The sequence below is a fragment of the Cellulomonas sp. genome (assembly GCF_035634735.1).
In the GTDB taxonomy this organism is placed as follows: Bacteria; Actinomycetota; Actinomycetes; order Actinomycetales; family Cellulomonadaceae; genus Cellulomonas.
On the sequence record NZ_DASQCJ010000041.1, the window covers coordinates 36,100 to 54,028 of the forward strand.

Annotated in this window: 21 protein-coding genes; 11 read left to right on the top strand and 10 right to left on the bottom strand. The window is 75.4% G+C overall.

Annotated elements, in window-relative coordinates:
* The first annotated feature begins 87 nt into the window (after window positions 1-87).
* The 4 genes from VER05_RS03680 (at window position 88) to VER05_RS03695 (ending at window position 3,164) form a co-directional block, all read left to right on the top strand.
* Window positions 88-756: a TetR/AcrR family transcriptional regulator gene (locus VER05_RS03680; RefSeq protein ID WP_324844041.1), complete on the top strand. Its 669-nt coding sequence runs from the start codon at window positions 88-90 to the stop codon at window positions 754-756.
* Between the two features lie 190 nt (window positions 757-946).
* Entirely contained in the window at window positions 947-1,885 is a 939-nt protein-coding gene (locus VER05_RS03685; protein WP_324844042.1) for a S41 family peptidase, read from the top strand.
* A 124-nt stretch (window positions 1,886-2,009) separates the two neighbouring features.
* A complete protein-coding gene (locus tag VER05_RS03690; RefSeq protein ID WP_324844043.1) occupies window positions 2,010-2,231 on the top strand; it encodes a hypothetical protein in 222 nt (73 codons plus the stop codon).
* A gap of 93 nt (window positions 2,232-2,324) precedes the next feature.
* Window positions 2,325-3,164 (top strand): class II glutamine amidotransferase, encoded by an 840-nt coding sequence (locus tag VER05_RS03695; protein ID WP_324844044.1) that lies wholly within the window; start codon window positions 2,325-2,327, stop codon window positions 3,162-3,164.
* A gap of 16 nt (window positions 3,165-3,180) precedes the next feature.
* On the opposite strand, the gene VER05_RS03700 is transcribed toward VER05_RS03695, so the two are convergent.
* The 8 genes from VER05_RS03700 to VER05_RS03735 form a co-directional block, all read right to left on the bottom strand.
* Window positions 3,181-3,957: an ABC transporter permease gene (locus tag VER05_RS03700; RefSeq protein ID WP_324844045.1), complete on the bottom strand. Its 777-nt coding sequence runs from the start codon at window positions 3,955-3,957 to the stop codon at window positions 3,181-3,183.
* Entirely contained in the window at window positions 3,954-4,754 is an 801-nt protein-coding gene (locus VER05_RS03705) for an ABC transporter ATP-binding protein (RefSeq protein WP_324844046.1), read from the bottom strand. Before VER05_RS03705 ends, VER05_RS03700 begins: the two co-directional genes overlap by 4 nt.
* Entirely contained in the window at window positions 4,751-5,119 is a 369-nt protein-coding gene (locus VER05_RS03710) for a DUF1048 domain-containing protein (RefSeq protein WP_324844047.1), read from the bottom strand. Before VER05_RS03710 ends, VER05_RS03705 begins: the two co-directional genes overlap by 4 nt.
* A 1-nt stretch (window position 5,120) precedes the next feature.
* Window positions 5,121-5,528: a PadR family transcriptional regulator gene (locus VER05_RS03715; RefSeq protein ID WP_324844048.1), complete on the bottom strand. Its 408-nt coding sequence runs from the start codon at window positions 5,526-5,528 to the stop codon at window positions 5,121-5,123.
* 81 nt (window positions 5,529-5,609) lie between these two features.
* On the bottom strand, window positions 5,610-6,467 hold the full coding sequence (locus VER05_RS03720; protein WP_324844049.1) for an arginase family protein: 858 nt from the start codon (window positions 6,465-6,467) through the stop codon (window positions 5,610-5,612).
* Between the two features lie 28 nt (window positions 6,468-6,495).
* Window positions 6,496-8,058 carry an SDR family NAD(P)-dependent oxidoreductase gene (locus VER05_RS03725; protein WP_324844050.1) on the bottom strand — a complete coding sequence of 521 codons (1,563 nt, stop codon included), beginning with the start codon at window positions 8,056-8,058 and terminating at the stop codon, window positions 6,496-6,498.
* 97 nt (window positions 8,059-8,155) lie between these two features.
* Window positions 8,156-8,629, bottom strand: a complete 474-nt coding sequence (locus tag VER05_RS03730; protein ID WP_324844051.1) for an NUDIX hydrolase — start codon at window positions 8,627-8,629, stop codon at window positions 8,156-8,158.
* Window positions 8,626-9,045, bottom strand: coding sequence for an HNH endonuclease signature motif containing protein (locus VER05_RS03735; RefSeq protein WP_324844052.1), 420 nt, complete (start codon window positions 9,043-9,045; stop codon window positions 8,626-8,628). The genes VER05_RS03730 and VER05_RS03735 overlap by 4 nt, the downstream gene beginning before the upstream one ends.
* Before the next feature lie 101 nt (window positions 9,046-9,146).
* On the opposite strand from VER05_RS03735, the gene VER05_RS03745 reads away from it, so the two are divergent.
* Window positions 9,147-10,115 carry a cold-shock protein gene (locus VER05_RS03745; protein ID WP_414647542.1) on the top strand — a complete coding sequence of 323 codons (969 nt, stop codon included), beginning with the start codon at window positions 9,147-9,149 and terminating at the stop codon, window positions 10,113-10,115.
* A 60-nt stretch (window positions 10,116-10,175) separates the two neighbouring features.
* Complete coding sequence (locus VER05_RS03750) at window positions 10,176-10,766, top strand: GNAT family N-acetyltransferase (protein ID WP_324844053.1); 591 nt, start codon at window positions 10,176-10,178, stop codon at window positions 10,764-10,766.
* 31 nt (window positions 10,767-10,797) lie between these two features.
* On the opposite strand, the gene VER05_RS03755 is transcribed toward VER05_RS03750, so the two are convergent.
* Window positions 10,798-11,685 carry a hypothetical protein gene (locus VER05_RS03755; RefSeq protein WP_324844054.1) on the bottom strand — a complete coding sequence of 296 codons (888 nt, stop codon included), beginning with the start codon at window positions 11,683-11,685 and terminating at the stop codon, window positions 10,798-10,800.
* A 203-nt stretch (window positions 11,686-11,888) separates the two neighbouring features.
* Between VER05_RS03755 and dnaK the strand changes: the two genes are divergently transcribed.
* The 5 genes from dnaK (at window position 11,889) to bla (ending at window position 17,013) form a co-directional block, all read left to right on the top strand.
* Entirely contained in the window at window positions 11,889-13,751 is a 1,863-nt protein-coding gene (gene dnaK, locus VER05_RS03760) for a molecular chaperone DnaK (RefSeq protein WP_324844055.1), read from the top strand.
* Window positions 13,748-14,377: a nucleotide exchange factor GrpE gene (locus tag VER05_RS03765; protein WP_324844056.1), complete on the top strand. Its 630-nt coding sequence runs from the start codon at window positions 13,748-13,750 to the stop codon at window positions 14,375-14,377. The genes dnaK and VER05_RS03765 overlap by 4 nt, the downstream gene beginning before the upstream one ends.
* 127 nt (window positions 14,378-14,504) lie before the next feature.
* On the top strand, window positions 14,505-15,515 hold the full coding sequence (locus VER05_RS03770; protein WP_324844057.1) for a DnaJ C-terminal domain-containing protein: 1,011 nt from the start codon (window positions 14,505-14,507) through the stop codon (window positions 15,513-15,515).
* A gap of 75 nt (window positions 15,516-15,590) precedes the next feature.
* Complete coding sequence (locus VER05_RS03775; RefSeq protein WP_324844058.1) at window positions 15,591-16,040, top strand: heat shock protein transcriptional repressor HspR; 450 nt, start codon at window positions 15,591-15,593, stop codon at window positions 16,038-16,040.
* Complete coding sequence (gene bla / locus VER05_RS03780) at window positions 16,030-17,013, top strand: class A beta-lactamase (protein WP_324844059.1); 984 nt, start codon at window positions 16,030-16,032, stop codon at window positions 17,011-17,013. The genes VER05_RS03775 and bla overlap by 11 nt, the downstream gene beginning before the upstream one ends.
* Before the next feature lie 88 nt (window positions 17,014-17,101).
* On the opposite strand, the gene VER05_RS03785 is transcribed toward bla, so the two are convergent.
* Entirely contained in the window at window positions 17,102-17,917 is an 816-nt protein-coding gene (locus VER05_RS03785; protein ID WP_324844060.1) for an ABC transporter ATP-binding protein, read from the bottom strand.
* Window positions 17,918-17,929: the final 12 nt, after the last annotated feature.

Below are 17,929 nucleotides of genomic sequence, written 5' to 3' on the forward strand. Positions count from 1 at the left end.
GAGAGGGGCGGAGGAAGTCGAGGGGTGCACACGGTTTCCGGAGCGGCGCTACCGGAAGGAATGCGTAGCGCTGCTACGGTTACCGGCGTGACCAGCAGCGAGACCGCGCCCGCGCGCGACGGGCGGGCCGCCCGGGCCGCCGCGTCCCGCGCGCGGATCGCCGAGGCCGCCACCCGGCTGTTCCTCGCGGACGGCTACGGCCCGACGACGATCACGGCCGTCGGCCGGGCCGCGGGCCTCGGCGTGCAGACCGTCTACTACTCCTACCCGTCCAAGTCCGACATCCTCGTCGGCTGCCTGGACCACGCCGTCGACGGCGCGGACCGCCGGGACGCGGCGCCCGACCTCGCCGACCAGCCGTGGGTGCGCGCCGTCGTGGCCGAGCCGGACCCCGCCCGCCGGGTGTTCCTGCACGCGCGCGGGGCCGCCGAGCTGCTGGGCCGGGCGGCCGGGGTGCAGGACCTCGTGCGGGCGCACGCCGTCGGGGACCCGGTGCTGCACGCGGCGTGGGAGCGGGACGAGGCGCGGCGGCGCGGGGTGCACCGGCTGCTCGTCGAGGCGTGCGACCGGGACGGGGTGCTCCGGCCCGGTCTCGACGTCGAGCGCGCGACCGACGTCGTGGCGCTCGTGCTGGGGCCGGAGACGTGGAACGCGCTCGTGCGGCGGGGCGGGTGGAGCGCGCTCGCCTGGGCCCGGTGGGCGCACCGCACCCTGCTGGCCGACCTGGTGCCGTCCCGCTGGGACCCCGAGGCGTAGGCCGATCGGGGCAACGGCCCGGGGGTCGTCATCCCGTGGTGGTACCGAGGGCGGAACCGCGGGCGGACGCGCTGACCTGCGACGTCACGAGACGGTGGGTCCAGCGGCCGCGGGTCGTGGTGACGTCGGAGGAGCAGTGGTGCGCAGCAGGCGGAGGACGGCGCGACGGGTCGCGTTGACGATGGTGGTCGTGGGTGGGCTGGCGGTCGCCGGCGCCGGGTGGGCGGCCTGGCAGCTCGGCCCCCGGGTGGGGATCTGGGTGGTGCCGCCGAGCCCGGCCCGCTACGGGCAGGACGCCGTGCGGCAGATGGACGCCGGGCTGTACGCGCACGGGGAGGCGTGGGACGCCGCGCGGCGCTCCGCGCTGGCGGAGCTGGAGCGGGTGACCTCGTTCGCCGAGGCCGACGACGTCCTCCGGGTGGCGGTGGCCGTCGCGGGCGGGCACCACTCGACGGTGCTGCCCCCGCGCGACCGGGACGCCGATGCGTCGGACGAGCTCGTCCCGACCGTCGCGGTGCAGGGCGGCGTCGCCACCGCGGTCGTGCCGGAGTTCACCGGCGGCGCGGAGGCGGGGCGCAGGTACGCGGAGACCCTCGCCGACGGCCTGGCCGGGTCCGGGGCGTGCGGCGTCGTCGTCGACGTCCGGGGGAACGGGGGAGGGGACATGGGCCCGATGCTGGCGGGTCTGGCCCCGCTGCTGCCGGAGGGCGTCCTCGGGTCGTTCGTCGTGGGGGACGTGGTCACCGACCTGCGGCTGGACGACGGCCGGTTCACCGGGGGCGGGACGCCCACGCGCGCCGACAGCGGCGGGACCGCGCTCGGCGTGCCGGTGGCGGTCCTCACCGACGGGGGGACGGGGAGCTCGGCGGAGCAGGTGGTCCTGGCGTTCCGCGGGCTGGAGGACGCCCGCACCTTCGGCGAGCCGACCGCCGGGTACGCGAGCGTCAACCGGTCGACCACGCTCTTCAGCGGCTCCACGCTCGTGCTCACGGTCGGGGAGACCCGCGCCCGGACGGGCGAGCTCTTCGGGGACGCGCCGATCCCGCCCGACGAGGCGACGCCCGCCGGGGACGCCGCGGCCCACGCGGCGCGGTGGCTCGCGGAGCGGGGCTGCGAGGCGTCCGCCTAGCGCTCGCGGGCGTGGTCCACCCCGCGACGGACCGGCGGCGCGGTGTCTCGTCCTCGAGCACGAGGGAGAAGATCCGCCGCCGGCCCGAGGCGTCGGCCCCGGGCGCGAACCTAGGCTGACCAGCATGAACACCGACAAGTACACCGCGTCCACCCCGGCCACCGCCCTGCTCGGCATCGGCGGCTCCCTGCTCGTCCTCGGCGTCGTCGCGTCGCAGATGGAGGCGGCTGCCTGGCTCGTGCTCGCCGCGATGGGCGCCGCCGCCGTCGTCTCCGTCGCGTCGATCGCGATGCGCCGCCGGCAGCCCGCTCCGGCCGCCGTCGAGCAGGCGCCGACCGAGCGCTGACCCGCGCGCACCGGGGCCCGCCTGCGAGGCCCCGGTGCACAGTGGCCCCGAGGGGCCGGCGACGGCGCGGGCCCACCCACACGGGAGGCCGCCATGTGCCGATGGCTCGCGTACACGGGTTCGCCGGTGACGCTCGACGAGCTGCTCTACAAGCCGGAGAACTCGCTCGTGATGCAGAGCCGGCACAGCCGGCTCGGCGTCGAGCCCATGAACGGCGACGGGTTCGGGGTCGGCTGGTACGACGACCACTCGCCGATCCCCGGGCTGTTCCGCAGCATCGAGCCGGCGTGGAGCGACCGGAACCTGCGCGAGCTGTCGCAGCACATCCGGTCCGGCATGGTCATCGCCCACATCCGCGCGACCACCGGGACCGCCGTGCAGCAGACCAACTGCCACCCGTTCCGGCACGGCCAGTGGCTGTTCGCGCACAACGGCGTCATCAACGGGTTCAGCACCCTGAAGCGCGACCTGCGCCTCGCCGTCGACCCGACGCTCTACCCGCTGATCGAGGGCTCGACCGACTCGGAGACGCTGTTCTACCTGGCGCTCACCTTCGGGCTGACGGACGACCCGCCGGCCGCCGTGGCCCGGGCGGTCGGCCTGATCGAGGACGTCGCCCTCCGGCACGGCGTGGCCTTCCCGGTGCAGGGGACGTTCGCGACGACCGACGGGCAGCGGCTCTGGACGTTCCGGTACTCCTCCGAGGGGCGGTCGCGGTCGCTGTTCCGGAACCGGGACGTCGCGGTGCTGCGGGCGCAGTACCCGGACAACCCGGTGCTGCACGGCCTGTCGGACGACACCCGGATCGTCGTCTCGGAGCCGCTCGGCGACCTCAAGGGCGCCTGGCTGGAGGTCCCGGAGAGCACCTGCCTGGTCGTCGAGGACGGGCGCGAGGAGCTGGTGCCCTTCGCGCCCGTCCTGACGACGGCGTGACCGCCGGCCCGGCGGGTCAGCCGATCTTGCGCCGGTACGCCCGCACCGCCAGCACGTAGGCCAGCGCGAGGATCCCGACCAGCCAGGCCAGCGCCACCCACAGGTCGCCCCCGACCGGCTCCTGGGCGAACAGCGCCCGGATCGAGTCGACCACGGCGGTGACCGGCTGGTGCTCGGCGAACCACGCGACCGCGGTCGGCATGGAGTCCGTCGGCACGAACGCCGAGCTGATGAACGGCAGGAAGATCAACGGGTAGGAGAACGCGCTCGCCCCGTCGACGGTCTTCGCCGACAGGCCCGCGAGCACCGCGATCCAGGTCAGCGTGAGCGTGAACAGGACGAGGATCCCGGCCACGGCCAGCCACGCGAGCACGGTCGTCCCCGTGCGGAACCCCATGAGCAGGGCGATCCCGACGACCAGCACCACGGACGTCAGGTTGGCCGCCATCGAGGTCAGCACGTGGGCCCACAGGACGCTCGGCCGGGCGATCGGCATGGACTGGAACCGCTCCACGATGCCGCCCTGCAGGTCGAGGAACAGCCGGTAGGCGGTGTACGCGACGCCGGACGCGACCGTGATGAGCAGGATGCCCGGCAGCAGGTAGTCGACGTACGACGCGGTGGACCCGCCGTGGATCGCCCCGCCGAACACGTAGACGAACAGGAGCATGAGGGCGACCGGGGTGACCGCGGTCGTGATGATGGTGTCCGGGCTGCGCAGGATGTGCCGCAGCGACCGGTCGGTGAGGGCGACGGTGTCGCCGACGACGTGGGTGGTGGCGGTGGCGCTCATCGCGGGTCCTTCCCGGCCGGCGTGCTGCCGGCGCCGACGAGGGCGAGGAAGACGTCCTCGAGCGTGGGCTGCTTCTCGACGTACTCCACCCGCGCGGGCGGGAGCAGTTGCCTGAGCTCGGCGAGCGTGCCGTCCTGGATGATCGTCCCCTCGTGCAGGATCGCGATCCGGTCGGCGAGGCGCTCCGCCTCGTCCAGGTACTGCGTGGTGAGCAGGACGGTGGTGCCGCCGCCGGCGAGCTCCTCGACGGTCCGCCACACCTCGGCGCGGGCCTGCGGGTCGAGGCCGGTGGTCGGCTCGTCGAGGAAGATCACCGGCGGGTCGCCGATCAGGCTCATCGCGATGTCCAGCCGGCGCCGCATGCCGCCGGAGTAGGTGGACGCCCGGCGCCCGCCGGCCTCGGTGAGCGCGAACCGGTCGAGCAGCCGGTCCGCCACCGCGCCCGGGTCGGGCAGGTGCCGGAGCCGGGCGACGAGGCGGAGGTTCTCCCGCCCGGTCAGCATCCCGTCGACGGCCGCGAACTGGCCGGTGAGGCTGATGGACTCCCGGACGTCGGCGGCCTGGGCGACCACGTCGAAGCCGTGCACCGTCGCCGTGCCGGCGTCGGGCCGGAGCAGCGTCGACAGGATGCGGACCAGGGTGGTCTTGCCGGCCCCGTTGGAGCCGAGCAGGGCGACGATCGTGCCGGGCGCCACCTCCAGGTCGACGCCGCGCAGGACCCGGAGGTCGCCGAACGACTTCTCGACGCCGCGGACGGCGACGGCCGGCGCCGCGACCCCGGCGCGCCCGGCGGTCACCGGGCACCCCCGTCCTCGGCCTCGTCGATCGCCTTCGTCAGGCGGGCGCGCTCCTTGTCGATCCACCGGTCGCCGACGTACGCCTGCGCGAACGTCTCGGCGAACTCGACCGGGTCGTCGCCCACGACGTCGCGGACCGGGGTGCCGTCGGTCGCGGCCCGCTCCCACAGGTCCGCGAGGTCGGTGAACATCGTGACCATCGTGTCGCCGTCCGTGACGCCGCCGGAGTACATGAGGTACCGGTGGGTCGCCTTCGCGGCGGTGCGGTACGGCTCGGGCAGCGCCTTGATCCGCGCCATGTCCTGCCGGTACTGCTTCTTCTGCTCGAGCGAGCCGGTGAGGGCCTCGATCCACTTCGCGACCATGTCAGTCGTCCCCTTCGGTGCGGTCGGTGGTGCGCTGGGTGGTGCCGGAGTCGGTGCTGGTGGTGCCCGTGCCGGTGCGGCCGGCGTGCGCGGCGCGGAGGTGCTCGATCCGCCCGGCCAGGAAGGTCCAGGTGGCCCAGAACTCGTCGAGCTGGGCCCGGCCCGCGGCGTTGAGCGAGTAGACCTTGCGCGGCGGGCCCTTCTCGGACGGGACCTTCTCGACGTCGACGAACCCGCGCTGCTCGATCCGGACCAGGAGCGCGTACACGGTGCCCTCGGCCAGGTCGGCGAACCCCTCGTCCCGGAGCTGCGCGGTGATCTCGTAGCCGTACGCCGGCCGCGCCTCGAGGATCGCGAGGACGATCCCCTCGAGCGTGCCCTTGAGCATCTCGGTCATCTGGTTGGCCATCGGAGGCTCCTGTACTCGGTGTCGCTGACTACCGGTACAACGTAACGCTAGGTACCGGTACTTGGCAACACTGAATACCGATCAGCCGGCGAGCCGCCCCAGCAGTCCCAGCAGGTCGAGCGCCGTCCGGCGCATCCGGCCGTCGACGTCGCAGGCCGGGTCCCACGACGCGACGGTCGCGGACGCGAGCGGCAGCCGGTCGACCGCGGCCGCCACGACCCCGCGGAGCTCGTCCGCCGTCAGCCCGCCGGGCGCCGCGTAGGAGTTGGCGGGTGCCACCGACGGGTCGAGGACATCCAGGTCCACGTGCACGTGCACGGCGTCGCAGCGCGTGGCGAGGGCGTCGAGGGCGGCGGCGGACCGGCCGGCCCGGACGTCCGGCACGCCGAGGCGCGCCATGCGGGACGCGGCGAGCAGGGCGCGCTCGGCGTCGTCGAGGTCGTGCCCGCCGACGTGCAGCACGCGCTCGTCGGGCACCGGCGCGTGCCCCGGCACGCCCGCGGCCAGCCGCTGCCAGGCGCGCCCGGTCGCCATCGCCAGGGCCATCCCGTCGAAGAACCCGCTGCCCGACGTGCTCGGCAGCTGCAGGTCGCCGTGCGCGTCGCACCACAGCACGGCCACCCGCCGCCCCGGGGCGCGGGCGCGCAGCCCCGCGAGCACCCCGAGCGTGGCCCCGCAGTTCCCCGCGAGCACCACGGGCAGGTCCGCCGGGTGCGCCGCGACCTCGCGGGCCACGGCGCCCATCGCCGCCGTCCCGTGCGCGGCCTCCACCGCGAAGCCGTCCGGCACCGTCACGACCGCGTGCGCCACGTCGGCGCCGTGCGCCCCCAGCCGCGCGGCCGCTCCGGCGGCGACCAGCGCGCCCGGCCCCGCGCCGTGCCGCACCCCGTGGCGGCCGGAGTCGTACGGGACCTCGATCAGGCGGATCCGCTGCGGCATGCCGCCAGCATGGCCCAGCGGGCCCCCGTCACCACTGGGAGCGCGCGTAGTCCTTGAGGAAGCAGCCGTACAGGTCCTCGCCGGCCTCGCCGCGGACGATCGGGTCGTACACCCGCGCCGCGCCGTCGACCAGGTCGAGCGGGGCGTGGAACCCCTCCTCGGCGAGCCGCACCTTGGTCGGGTGCGGGCGCTCGTCGGTGATCCAGCCGGTGTCGACGGCGGTCATGAGGATGCCGTCCGCGAGCATCTCGCCGGCGCTGGTCCGGGTCAGCATGTTGAGCGCGGCCTTGCTCATGTTCGTGTGCGGGTGGCCGGGGCCCTTGTACCCGCGGGCGAACACGCCCTCCATCGCGGAGACGTTCACGATGTACGTCCGGCGGGCCGGCGACGCCGCCAGGGCAGGGCGCAGGCGGCTCACCAGGATGAACGGCGCGGTCTGGTTGCAGAGCTGCACCTCGAGCAGCTCCATCGGGTCCACGTCGTCGACCGTCGCGACCCAGGAGTTGGTCTCGGCGACGTCGGGGATCAGCCCGCCGGCGTCGATCGACGTCCCGGCGACCAGCCGCTCCAGGCTCGCGGCCTCGGCGGTGAGCGAGAGCGCGGTCAGCTCCTCCGCGGCGGCGCGGCCGGCCCGCTCGATCGCCAGCGCCGGGCTGCTCAGCTCGCTGACCGAGCCGGCGAGCGCGCGCGGGTGGGCGTCGCTGGTGCGCCCGAACGTCGTGATCATCCGCGCGTCCTCGGGCGCCAGCGGGGCGTCCTCGGCCTCGGCGATCCGCGCGTACGCGCCCGGCGACCGCCGCACCGTCTGGGCGGCGTTGTTGATGAGGATGTCCAGCGGCCCCTGGGCGGCGACGTGGTCCGCGAGCGACACCACCTGCGCCGGGTCGCGCAGGTCGATCCCGACGACGTGCAGCCGGTCGATCCACTCGGCGGAGTCGTCCATCGCCCGGAACCGGCGCACGGCGTCCTGCGGGAACCGGGTGGTGATCGTCAGGTCCGCGCCGTCGCGGAGCAGCCGCAGCGCGATGTACATGCCGATCTTCGCGCGGCCGCCGGTGAGCAGCGCGCGCCGGCCGGTGAGGTCCGTGCGGGCGTCGCGCTTGGCGTGGTGCAGCGCCGCGCAGTCCGGGCAGAGCTGGTGGTAGAACGCGTCGACCACCGTGTAGTCCTGCTTGCAGACGTAGCAGGCGCGCGGGCGCAGCAGCGTGCCGGCGATCGCGCCGGTGGCCGACGACGTGATCTGGATGCCGGCGGTCTCGTCGTCGATGCGGCCCGGGCTGCCCGTCGCGGTCGCGGCGACGACGGCGGCGTCGGCCTCGGCGATCAGCCGGCGCTTCTCGCCGCGGCGGTGCTTCTTGGCGGCCTTGAACATCGCGGACGCGGCGCGCCGGGCGGCGGCGTGCTGCGGGTGCGTCTGCGGCAGGGCCGCGACCTGGTCGGCGACGCGCAGGAAGGTGGCGAACTCGGCGGGGTCGACGCCGGGCGGCACGTCCGCCGTCGGGTCGAGGTCCGTGCCGGTCGCGAGGTCGAGGTCCGCGTCGTCGCCGGGCCCGTCCGGGTGCTGCGCGGGCGTGGTCGTCTGCGCGCTCATGCGCCGTCCGTCCTGGGGTGGGGAGTAGGGCGCCGCGGTCGCGCGGGGCCCGGAGGATCTTACGCGGCGGGTCCCGGCAGGCCCACGGTGGGTCTGGTCACACCGGCCCGCCGGCCAGTGGCCACCAGTGGCGGTCGCGGAGCACCGGGCCGTCGAGCGGGACCCACGACCCCGGCACCTGCGGGTCGCCCTCCGCCTCCCACACCGCGAAGTGCGCGACGGGCGTCGGCCACGGGTAGTCCTCGGCCCCCGGCGCGACGACGTTGCGGACGTACCCGACGAGCCGGAGGCCGTCGGCCGTGCCGAGCACCTCGCCCGCCAGGTCCTCCGCCGCCCCGCGCCCGTCGCCCAGGTCGGGCACCGGCCGCGTCGGCAGGTCGACCTTGCCGGAGCCGGAGCGCGGCACGCACAACGCGCGACCGTGGCGGCGCACGAGGAGCCGGACCAGCCCGGTCGGCGCGGGCGCGTGGCCGCCGGGATCGGCGACGACCTCGGCGAGCCCGCCGGGCGGAAGCCAGGGCGCGTCCGGGGTGGCGGTGACGATTCGGCGCGCTGGCGCGTCGGGCCTCACGCCGGCCCGCCGGCCTCGGCCGCGTCCGCCGCCTCGGCGGCGTCGTCCGTGGGCCGCAGCGCCCGCAGGATCGTCGCGTGCCGGACAAGGAACGCCCGCTCGTCGAGCCTCTTCCGCCGCAGCCACCCGGTGACCTCGTCGTTGTGCTTGCTCGCGTTGCAGGACGCGCACGCCGGCACGACGTTCTGGAGCGTGTACCGGCCGCCGCGCGAGATCGGCAGCACGCAGTCGCGCTGCAGCGCCGGGGTGGCCGTGCCGCAGTACGCGCACGCCCCGCCCCACGCGTCGACCAGGCCGGCCCACTCGGCCGCCGTCAGGTCGTTGTCCGCGAGGGCGACCCGGCGCGCCCGCCGCTTCGCGTACCGCGCCCGGGTCGCCGGCGACGCCCCGGAGGAGACCTTGCGACGGCGGACCACGCGGCGACGCTACCGCCCGCCGCCCGGGAGCGGTTCGTCCCGCGCCGCCGACCGGTGGACACTGGAGTCAGCAACCGCCATCACCACCGAGGAGTACCACCGTGCCGCAGGGAACCGTCCGCTGGTTCGACACCGAGCGAGGGTTCGGCTTCCTCGCCCTCGGCGACGACGCCGAGGACCTGTTCGTCCACGCGTCCGAGATCGTCGGCCAGGACGGGACGAAGTCCCTCCGCGAGGGGCAGGCCGTCGAGTTCGAGGTCGGCGAGAGCGACCGCGGCCCGCAGGCCCGCCAGGTCCGCGTCACCGGTGACGTCGCCGCCGACGCGGCGCTCGGCGTGCTCGGCACCGTCAACTGGTACGAGCCGGCCAAGGGCTACGGCTTCGTCACCCCCGACAGCGGGGACGGCGAGATCTTCGTGCACAGCTCCGCGATCGTCGGTGGCGGCGTGATCGCCGAGGGCCAGCGCGTCGCGTTCCTCGTCGTCGAGGGGGAGAAGGGCCCGCAGGCCGACCACCTGCTGCCGCTCGGCGCCGACGCCGCGGCGGGCCCGAGCCGCGCCGCCGCGAAGAACGACGGCGCCGACGGCACCGTGACCTGGTACGACGCGGGCAAGGGCTTCGGCTTCATCACCCCCGACTCCGGGGACCAGGACGTGTTCGTGCACGCCCGGTCGCTGTCCGGCGACCTCGCGGAGCTCGTCGAGGGCGACCGGGTCAGCTTCCGGGCCTCGGAGGGGGAGAAGGGCCTGCAGGCCCAGGGCGTCCGGCTGGTCGGCGGCCCGTCGCGAGGCGGCCACGGCGGCCACGGCGGCCGTGGGGGGTCGGACCGGCGCGACGCCGGCCGCGGCCCGGCGCCCCGCACGTCCGCGCGCGGCGGCCAGGGCGTCGTCGCGCGCTACGACGCGGAGCGCGGGTTCGGTTTCATCACGCCCGACGACGGCGGGCCGGACCTGTTCGTGCACGTGTCCGTCCTGGAGCGCGAGGAGGCGCTGTACGAGGGCGACCGCGTCCGCTACCAGGTGCGGCAGAGCGACCGCGGGCCGCAGGCGGACCGCGTCGACCTGATCTGAACCGCGACGGCCGGCCGGGGCACCGCCGCCCCGGCCGGCCGGTCCGGCATGCTGGCCGCCGTGGAGACGTACCTGCGCACCGAGCGCGTGACGCTGCGGCCGTTCGGCGCGGACGACGCCGACCTCCTGATCGAGCTCGACAGCGACCCCGCGGTGATGCGCTACCTGTCCGGTGGCGAGCCGACCGCGCCGGAGCTGGTGCGGGAGCGCGACCTGCCGAGCATCCGCGCCGGCTACGACCGGTGGGCCGGCAGGTTCGGCCTGTTCGCGGCGCACGAGGCCGGCGACGGCGCGTTCCTCGGCTGGTTCTGCCTGCGCCCGGAGCGCGAGGGCCCGCTGGACGAGGTCGAGCTCGGGTACCGGCTGCGCCGCGCCGCCTGGGGCCGGGGCTACGCGACGGAGGTGTCGACGGCGCTCGTCGACAAGGCGTTCACCGACCTCGGCGTGCGGGTGGTGTGGGGCGCGACGATGGCGCTGAACCGCCCGTCGCAGCGCGTCATGGAGAAGGTCGGGATGACGGTGACGGAGCCGCTGCCGACCCCCGACGACATGCTCGCGGTCGAGGGCGCGGACCTCGGCGGGTACCGGTACGAGATCACCCGGGAGCGGTGGGCCCGACGGGCGGCCGAGGACCGCGGCGACGTGATCTGACCTCGTCCGAGCCGTGCCCGTCGGCGCAGCGTCACGAGCGTCGGCCGCGCCCTCTCCGGCGTCGCCATCCCCGCGGGCGCAGCCGGAGGCCGGGCGGCGCCGTCGGCTCGGGCCAGTACTCCACGACCCACGTGTCGCCGAGCGCCTCCTGGAGCGACGCGGCCAGCGCCCGGCCCTCCTCGACGAAGCGGACGGCGTGCTCGCGGGAGTCGAACCCACCCCGCCCCTCCACCGCACGCCGCGCCAGCCGCCACGCGTCCACCTGCTCCGCCACGCCCGCGGGGACCGGGAGGCCGGTCGGGTCGACGGGCGGCAGGGTGCCGTGCTGGCTCGGCAGCGACAGCGAGAGCGGGTGGTCGGCGTCCGCGCTCAGCCGGAGCCACCTCCGGGGCTCGGCGCGTCCGAGCAGGTCCTCGGCGGCCCGCACGATCTCGCGGCGGAGCCGGTCGCGGTACCCGGGAAGGTCGTCCGCAGCCGAGCGCGGCCATCCCGGCGGCAGCGGAGCCCCGTCTGCGGGGAGGCCCTCGTACTCGGACGCCAGCCCGATGAAGACCCGGAGGTCGCCCTCGAGCGCGCGGTCGTGTCCTGCGTGCCGCCAGATCCAGGCGGCCCCGTCGCACGGGTCGACCTCGCCGTCGACGATCTGCCGCGCGGTCGAGCGCACCACCTGCCAGAGCGCCGTCCGCTCGTCGGGCCAGGCGAGCCCGAGCTGTCCGAGCGCCTCCGCGAACAGGTCGTGCACGTCGTGCGCCTCGCGCGGGTCCGCGCCCGCGAGCTCGGCCAGGGCCGGGGAGTCGAGACCCGCCACCAGCGCGGAGACGGCGACGTCGACGAGCCCCTCGGGTGACTCGACCCCCGCACGGCGACGCCACGCGGCCGCCTGGACCGCGGCGCGCGCCTCGTCCGGGTCAGTCGCCACGGGCCGAGCGTAGGGCCCGCCCGGCGGGAGGGGAATCATCCGGGCGAGTCCAACGTTGAGCCCAGCAGACTCAAGTTCGCAGCCGCGGAGTTGCACCGCGACCGACCGCGACGCAGACTTGAGCGCAGCAGGCTCAAGGCGCCACCGTCCCGCCCCGGGACGGACGAGCGCCGGACCACGCAGCACGACGAAGGAGCACAGACATGGCACGAGCAGTCGGCATCGACCTGGGCACCACGAACTCCGTGGTCGCCGTCCTCGAGGGCGGGGAGCCCACCGTCATCGCCAACGCGGAGGGCTCGCGGACGACCCCGTCGGTCGTCGCGTTCTCCAAGACCGGCGAGGTCCTCGTCGGCGAGGTGGCCAAGCGCCAGGCCGTCACCAACGTCGACCGCACCATCTCGTCCGTCAAGCGCCACATGGGCACGGACTGGTCCGTCGAGATCGACGACAAGAAGTACACCGCGCAGGAGATCTCGGCCCGCGTGCTCGGCAAGCTGAAGCGCGACGCCGAGGAGTACCTGGGCGAGCCCGTCACCGACGCGGTCATCACCGTCCCGGCGTACTTCAACGACGCCGAGCGCCAGGCGACCAAGGACGCCGGCCAGGTGGCCGGCCTGAACGTCCTGCGCATCGTGAACGAGCCGACCGCGGCCGCCCTCGCCTACGGGCTGGAGCGCGGCAAGGAGGACGAGCTCATCCTCGTCTTCGACCTCGGCGGCGGCACGTTCGACGTCTCCCTGCTCGAGGTGGGCAAGGACGACGACTTCTCGACCATCGAGGTCCGCGCGACCTCCGGCGACAACCGCCTCGGCGGCGACGACTGGGACAACCGCATCGTCGAGTGGCTGGTCGGCCAGGTGAAGAACTCGACCGGCGTCGACCTGTCGAAGGACAAGATCGCGCTGCAGCGGCTGCGCGAGGCGGCGGAGCAGGCCAAGAAGGAGCTGTCCTCCGCGACCAGCACCAACATCAGCCTGCAGTACCTCTCGATGTCCGAGAACGGCCCGATCCACCTGGACGAGAAGCTCACCCGGGCGCAGTTCCAGCAGATGACGGCCGACCTGCTCGAGCGGACCAAGGCGCCGTTCAACGCGGTCATCCGCGACGCCGGCATCAAGCTGGCCGACATCGACCACGTCGTGCTCGTCGGCGGCTCGACCCGCATGCCGGCCGTGGCCGACGTCGTGCGCGAGCTCACCGGCGGCAAGGAGCCCAACAAGGGCGTCAACCCGGACGAGGTCGTGGCCGTGGGCGCCGCGCTCCAGGCCGGCGTCATCAAGGGCGACCGCAAGGACGTCCTGCTGATCGACGTGACCCCGCTGTCCCTCGGCATCGAGACCAAGGGCGGCGTGATGACCAAGCTCATCGAGCGCAACACGGCCATCCCGACCAAGCGCAGCGAGATCTTCTCGACGGCCGAGGACAACCAGCCGTCCGTGCTGATCCAGGTGTTCCAGGGCGAGCGCGAGTTCGCCCGGGACAACAAGCCGCTCGGCACGTTCGAGCTGACCGGCATCGCGCCGGCCCCGCGCGGCGTCCCGCAGATCGAGGTCACCTTCGACATCGACGCCAACGGCATCGTGCACGTGTCCGCCAAGGACCGCGGCACGGGCAAGGAGCAGTCGATGACGATCTCCGGCGGCTCCGGCCTGCCGAAGGACGAGATCGACCGCATGGTCAAGGAGGCCGAGGCGCACGCCGCCGAGGACAAGAAGCGTCGCGAGGAGGCGGAGACCCGCAACTCCGCCGAGCAGCTGGTCTACTCCACGGAGAAGCTGCTCACCGACAACGACGACAAGCTGTCCGACGACGTGAAGACCGAGGTCCGCTCGGCCGTCGACGACCTGAAGAAGGCGCTCGAGGGCGACGACCTGGCCGAGGTCACCGCGAAGCAGACCGCGCTGGTCACCGCGTCGCAGAAGATCGGCGAGGCGCTGTACTCGGCGAACCAGCAGCCCGAGGGCGCCCCGGCCGGCGAGCAGCCGGCGGGCGACGCGTCGTCCGCGCAGGACGACGACGTGGTGGACGCCGAGATCGTCGACGACGAGGGCGACAAGAAGTGACCGACCAGCCGAACCCGCAGGGGCGCGATCCCGAGGAGGAGGCCCCGCGCGTGACCGACAAGCGGCGCATCGACCCGGAGACCGGGCAGCTGCGCGAGCCGACGGCCGAGGAGCAGGTGCTGGCCGAGGCCGAGCAGGCGGCGACCGCCGCCGAGGAGGCCGTGATGCTGGAGGGCCTGGTCGAGGCGCAGAAGCTCGCCGCCGAGCGGCTCGACGAGCTGCAGCGGCGGAACGCCGACTACTTCAACCTCGAGCAGCAGTACTCCGCGTACGTGAAGCGGTCCAAGGCCGAGGCGGTCACCGCCCGGGACCAGGGCGTCGCGTCCGTCGCCGAGGCGCTGATCAGCGTCCTCGACGACATCGAGCTGGCTCGCCAGCACGGCGACCTGGTCGGCCCGTTCGCGTCGATCGCGGAGAAGCTCGAGGGCACCCTGGGGCGGTTCGGCATCGAGCGCTACGGCGCGGCCGGCGAGCCGTTCGACCCGACGGTGCACGAGGCGCTCATGCACGGGCACTCGGCCGACGTCACGGAGCCGACGGTGCAGCAGGTGCTGCAGCCCGGCTACCGCATGGGCGAGCGCGTGATCCGCGCCGCCCGGGTGGCGGTCGTCGACCCGGAGGCGTGACGGGCATCATCAGGACCCACCGGCGGGGGCCGCGTCGTCACGGCGCGGCCCCGGCCGTCGGGTCCACCCCGGTCCGGGGTCGGACGCAGGCCCCGGGGGACCGGACGAGAGAGCGGAAGGAGGCGTCGTGAGCGGTCAGGACTGGCTGGAGAAGGACTTCTACGCCGTGCTCGGCGTCGCCAAGGACGCGGACGCGGCCACGATCAAGAAGGCGTACCGCAAGCTCGCCCGCACGATGCACCCCGACCACAACCCGGGGGACGCGGCGGCGGAGGCGAAGTTCAAGGAGGTCGGCGAGGCCTACGCGGTGCTCTCCGACCCCGAGCAGCGGCAGCAGTACGACCAGCTCCGGGCGATGGCCGGCGGCGCGCGGTTCCGCGCGGGCGCCGGCGGGCCCGGCGGCGCGGGTGGCGCGAACGGCGGCTTCGAGGACCTGTTCGGCGGGGTGTTCGGCGGCGGCGCCGGCGGCACCCGCGTGCGGTTCCCGCAGGGCGCGGGCGGCGGCGCCGCGGGCGGCAACGGCGGGTTCGAGGACCTGCTCGGCGGCCTGTTCGGCGGGGGCGGCGGCTTCGGCCAGGGCCGCACCGCGCGACGCGGCGCCGACCTGGCGGCCGTGACCACGCTGCCGTTCCGGCAGGCGGTCGAGGGCTCGACCGTGGCGCTCGGCGTCGAGGGGCGGACCGTCAAGGCCCGCATCCCCGCCGGCGTGCGGGACGGCCAGAAGATCCGGCTGCGCGGCAAGGGCCGCCCCGGGGAGAACGGCGCGCCCGCGGGCGACCTCGAGGTCACCGTGCGCGTGACGCCGCACCCGGTGTTCGCGCTGGACGGCAACAACCTCCGGGTGACCCTGCCGGTCGCCTTCGACGAGGCCGCGCTGGGCGCCGAGGTGCCCGTGCCGACCCTCGACGGCGGGCAGGTGCGCCTGAAGATCCCGGCGGGCACCCCGTCGGGCCGGACGCTGCGGGTCAAGGGCCGCGGCGTCACCACGACGAGCGGCACCGGGGACCTGCTGGTCACCGTGCAGGTCGTCGTCCCGCAGCGGCTCAGCGCCGCGGCGAAGGAGGCCGTGCAGGCGTTCGGGATCGCGACGTCCGGCGAGGACCCGCGGGCCGACCTGCTGGCGCGCGCCAAGGACTGACGGACGGCGCCGGCGCGCGGGGCTGCGGCCCGGGCGCGCCGGCCCGCCGACGGACGACCGGAGGAGGTGGCGGGGATGGTCTCGGAGGACGCGCAGGTCTACGTGATCTCGGTCGCCGCCGAGCTCGCGGGCATGCACCCGCAGACCCTGCGGCAGTACGACCGGCTCGGGCTCGTGCAGCCCGGGCGCACCCGCGGCCGCGGCCGGCGGTACTCGCTGCGCGACATCGCCACGCTGCGCGAGGTGCAGCGGCTCTCCCAGGAGGAGGGCGTCAACCTCGCCGGCATCAAGCGGATCCTCGAGCTCGAGTCCGAGGTCGAGCGGCTGAGCCGGCAGGTCGAGTACCTGCGGGCGTTCGCCGAGCCCGGGCGGCGCGTGTTCACCGCGCACCCGTCCGGGGACGTCGTGGCCATGGGCCGCGGCCAGCGCCGGCGGGGCACCGCGGACGGCGCCGCGCCCGCGGAGGACCCGCGCGCCGTGGGGGCGCGCGGGGCGATCGTGCTGTGGCGGCCGGGTGCGCGCTGAGCGCCGCGCGGCCGCCCTGGTCGCGCTGGCGCTGACGGCCGTGCTCGGTGCCTGCGCGCCCGGGACGCCCGGCGGGCCCGACCCGCGGGCGACCGAGGTGCCCGCGCCGGCGCCCACCGCGGGCACCGCCTCGCCCGCGCCCGCCGCCCCCGCCGACCTCACCGCCGCCGTGGCGGCCGAGCTCGCGGCGCTGGAGCGGTCGACCGGCCGCCGCGTCGGCGTCTACGCCCGCGACACCGCGACCGGCGACACCGTGGCGTACCGCGCGGACGAGCGGTTCGGCTACGCGTCGACGCTCAAGGCGCTCGCGGCCGGCGAGGTGCTGGCGGGGCGGCCGGCGTCGGTGCTCGACCAGCCGCTGACCGTGACCGCCGAGGACGTCGCGGACGTCGGCCACGCCCCGGTCACCGCCGGCACGGCCGGCACGGACCTGACGATCGGCGAGCTCGGCGCGGCCGCGGTCACCGACAGCGACAATGGCGCGCTCAACGTGCTGCTCCGGCACCTGGGCGGCCCGGACGCGCTGCAGGCGGCGCTCGCGGCCCGCGGCGACACCACGACGCGGGTCGACGCCGCCGAGCCCGAGCTCAACCGGTTCACGCCGGGCGACCCGGCGCGCACGTCGAGCCCGCGTGCCCTCGGCGAGGGGCTGGCGACCTACGCCCTCGGCGACGCCCTGGACCCGGCGGTCCGCGAGGCCTACGTCGGCTGGCTGACCGCGAGCACGACGGGCCTGGACGCGATCCGCGCGGGGACGCCGGAGGGCTGGGTGGTCGGCGACAAGACGGGGACCGCCGGACGGTACGGCTCGCGGAACGACCTCGCGGTCGTCTGGCCCCCGGGGCGCGAGCCGATCGTGCTCGCCGTGCTGACGGACCACCCGGACGAGGCCGCGGAGCCGGACGACGCGGTCCTCGCCGCGGCGGCCCGCGCGGTGCTCGCGGCGTACGGGGCCGACGAGGCCGCGAGGTAGGACCCGTTCGCCGAGACAGGGCCGCGGCGCGTCCTGTCTCGGCGCGCGGGTCCTCTCTCGGCGAGGTGGCCGAGGGCCGATCCGCGGGTCACGCGGCCGGGGCCGCGACCTCCTCGTGCACCAGGGCCGAGATGCGGCGCTTCAGGGCGTTGAACTCCGCGGACGTGACGTCCCGCTCGCCGGCGAGGTCGATGCGGACGACCTCCTTCACGTGCCCGGGGACCCCGTGCGCCGCGCCGCCCGCCATCACCACGACCCGGTCGGCGAGGAACACGGCCTCCTCGATCGAGTGCGTCACGAACAGCACGGTCGTGCCGGTCTCCCGGTGGATCCGGGACAGCTCGCCCTGCAGCGAGGACCGGGTCAGGGCGTCGAGCGCGCCGAACGGCTCGTCCATCAGCAGCAGCGACGGGTCGTTGGCGAGCACGCGCGCGATGGCGACGCGCTGCTGCATGCCGCCGGACAGCTCGCTCGGGTACTTGTCCGCGAACCGGGTCAGGCCGACGGCGGCGAGGAACCGGTCGGTCCGCTCGGCGACGACCGAGCGCTGCAGCCGCGCCTGCCGCGGCCCGTACGCGATGTTCTCCCGCACGGACAGCCACGGGAACAGGCCGTAGTCCTGGAACACGACGCCGCGCTCGGGGTCGGGGCCGGTGACCGGTGCGCCGGCGACCGCGACGGTGCCGGACGTGGCGTCCTCGAATCCGGCGAGGATCCGCAGCAGCGTGCTCTTGCCGCAGCCGGACGCGCCGACGACGCACACGAACTCGCCGGCGGGGACGTCGAGGTCGACGTCGGCCATCGCGGCGACGGTCCCGCCGGACCGGGTCGGGTACTGCTTGCCGAGGCCGGCGACGTGCACGTCGGCGGGCTGGCGGGGGCGGACGGTGCCGATGCGGGGCATGGTCGTCTCCTG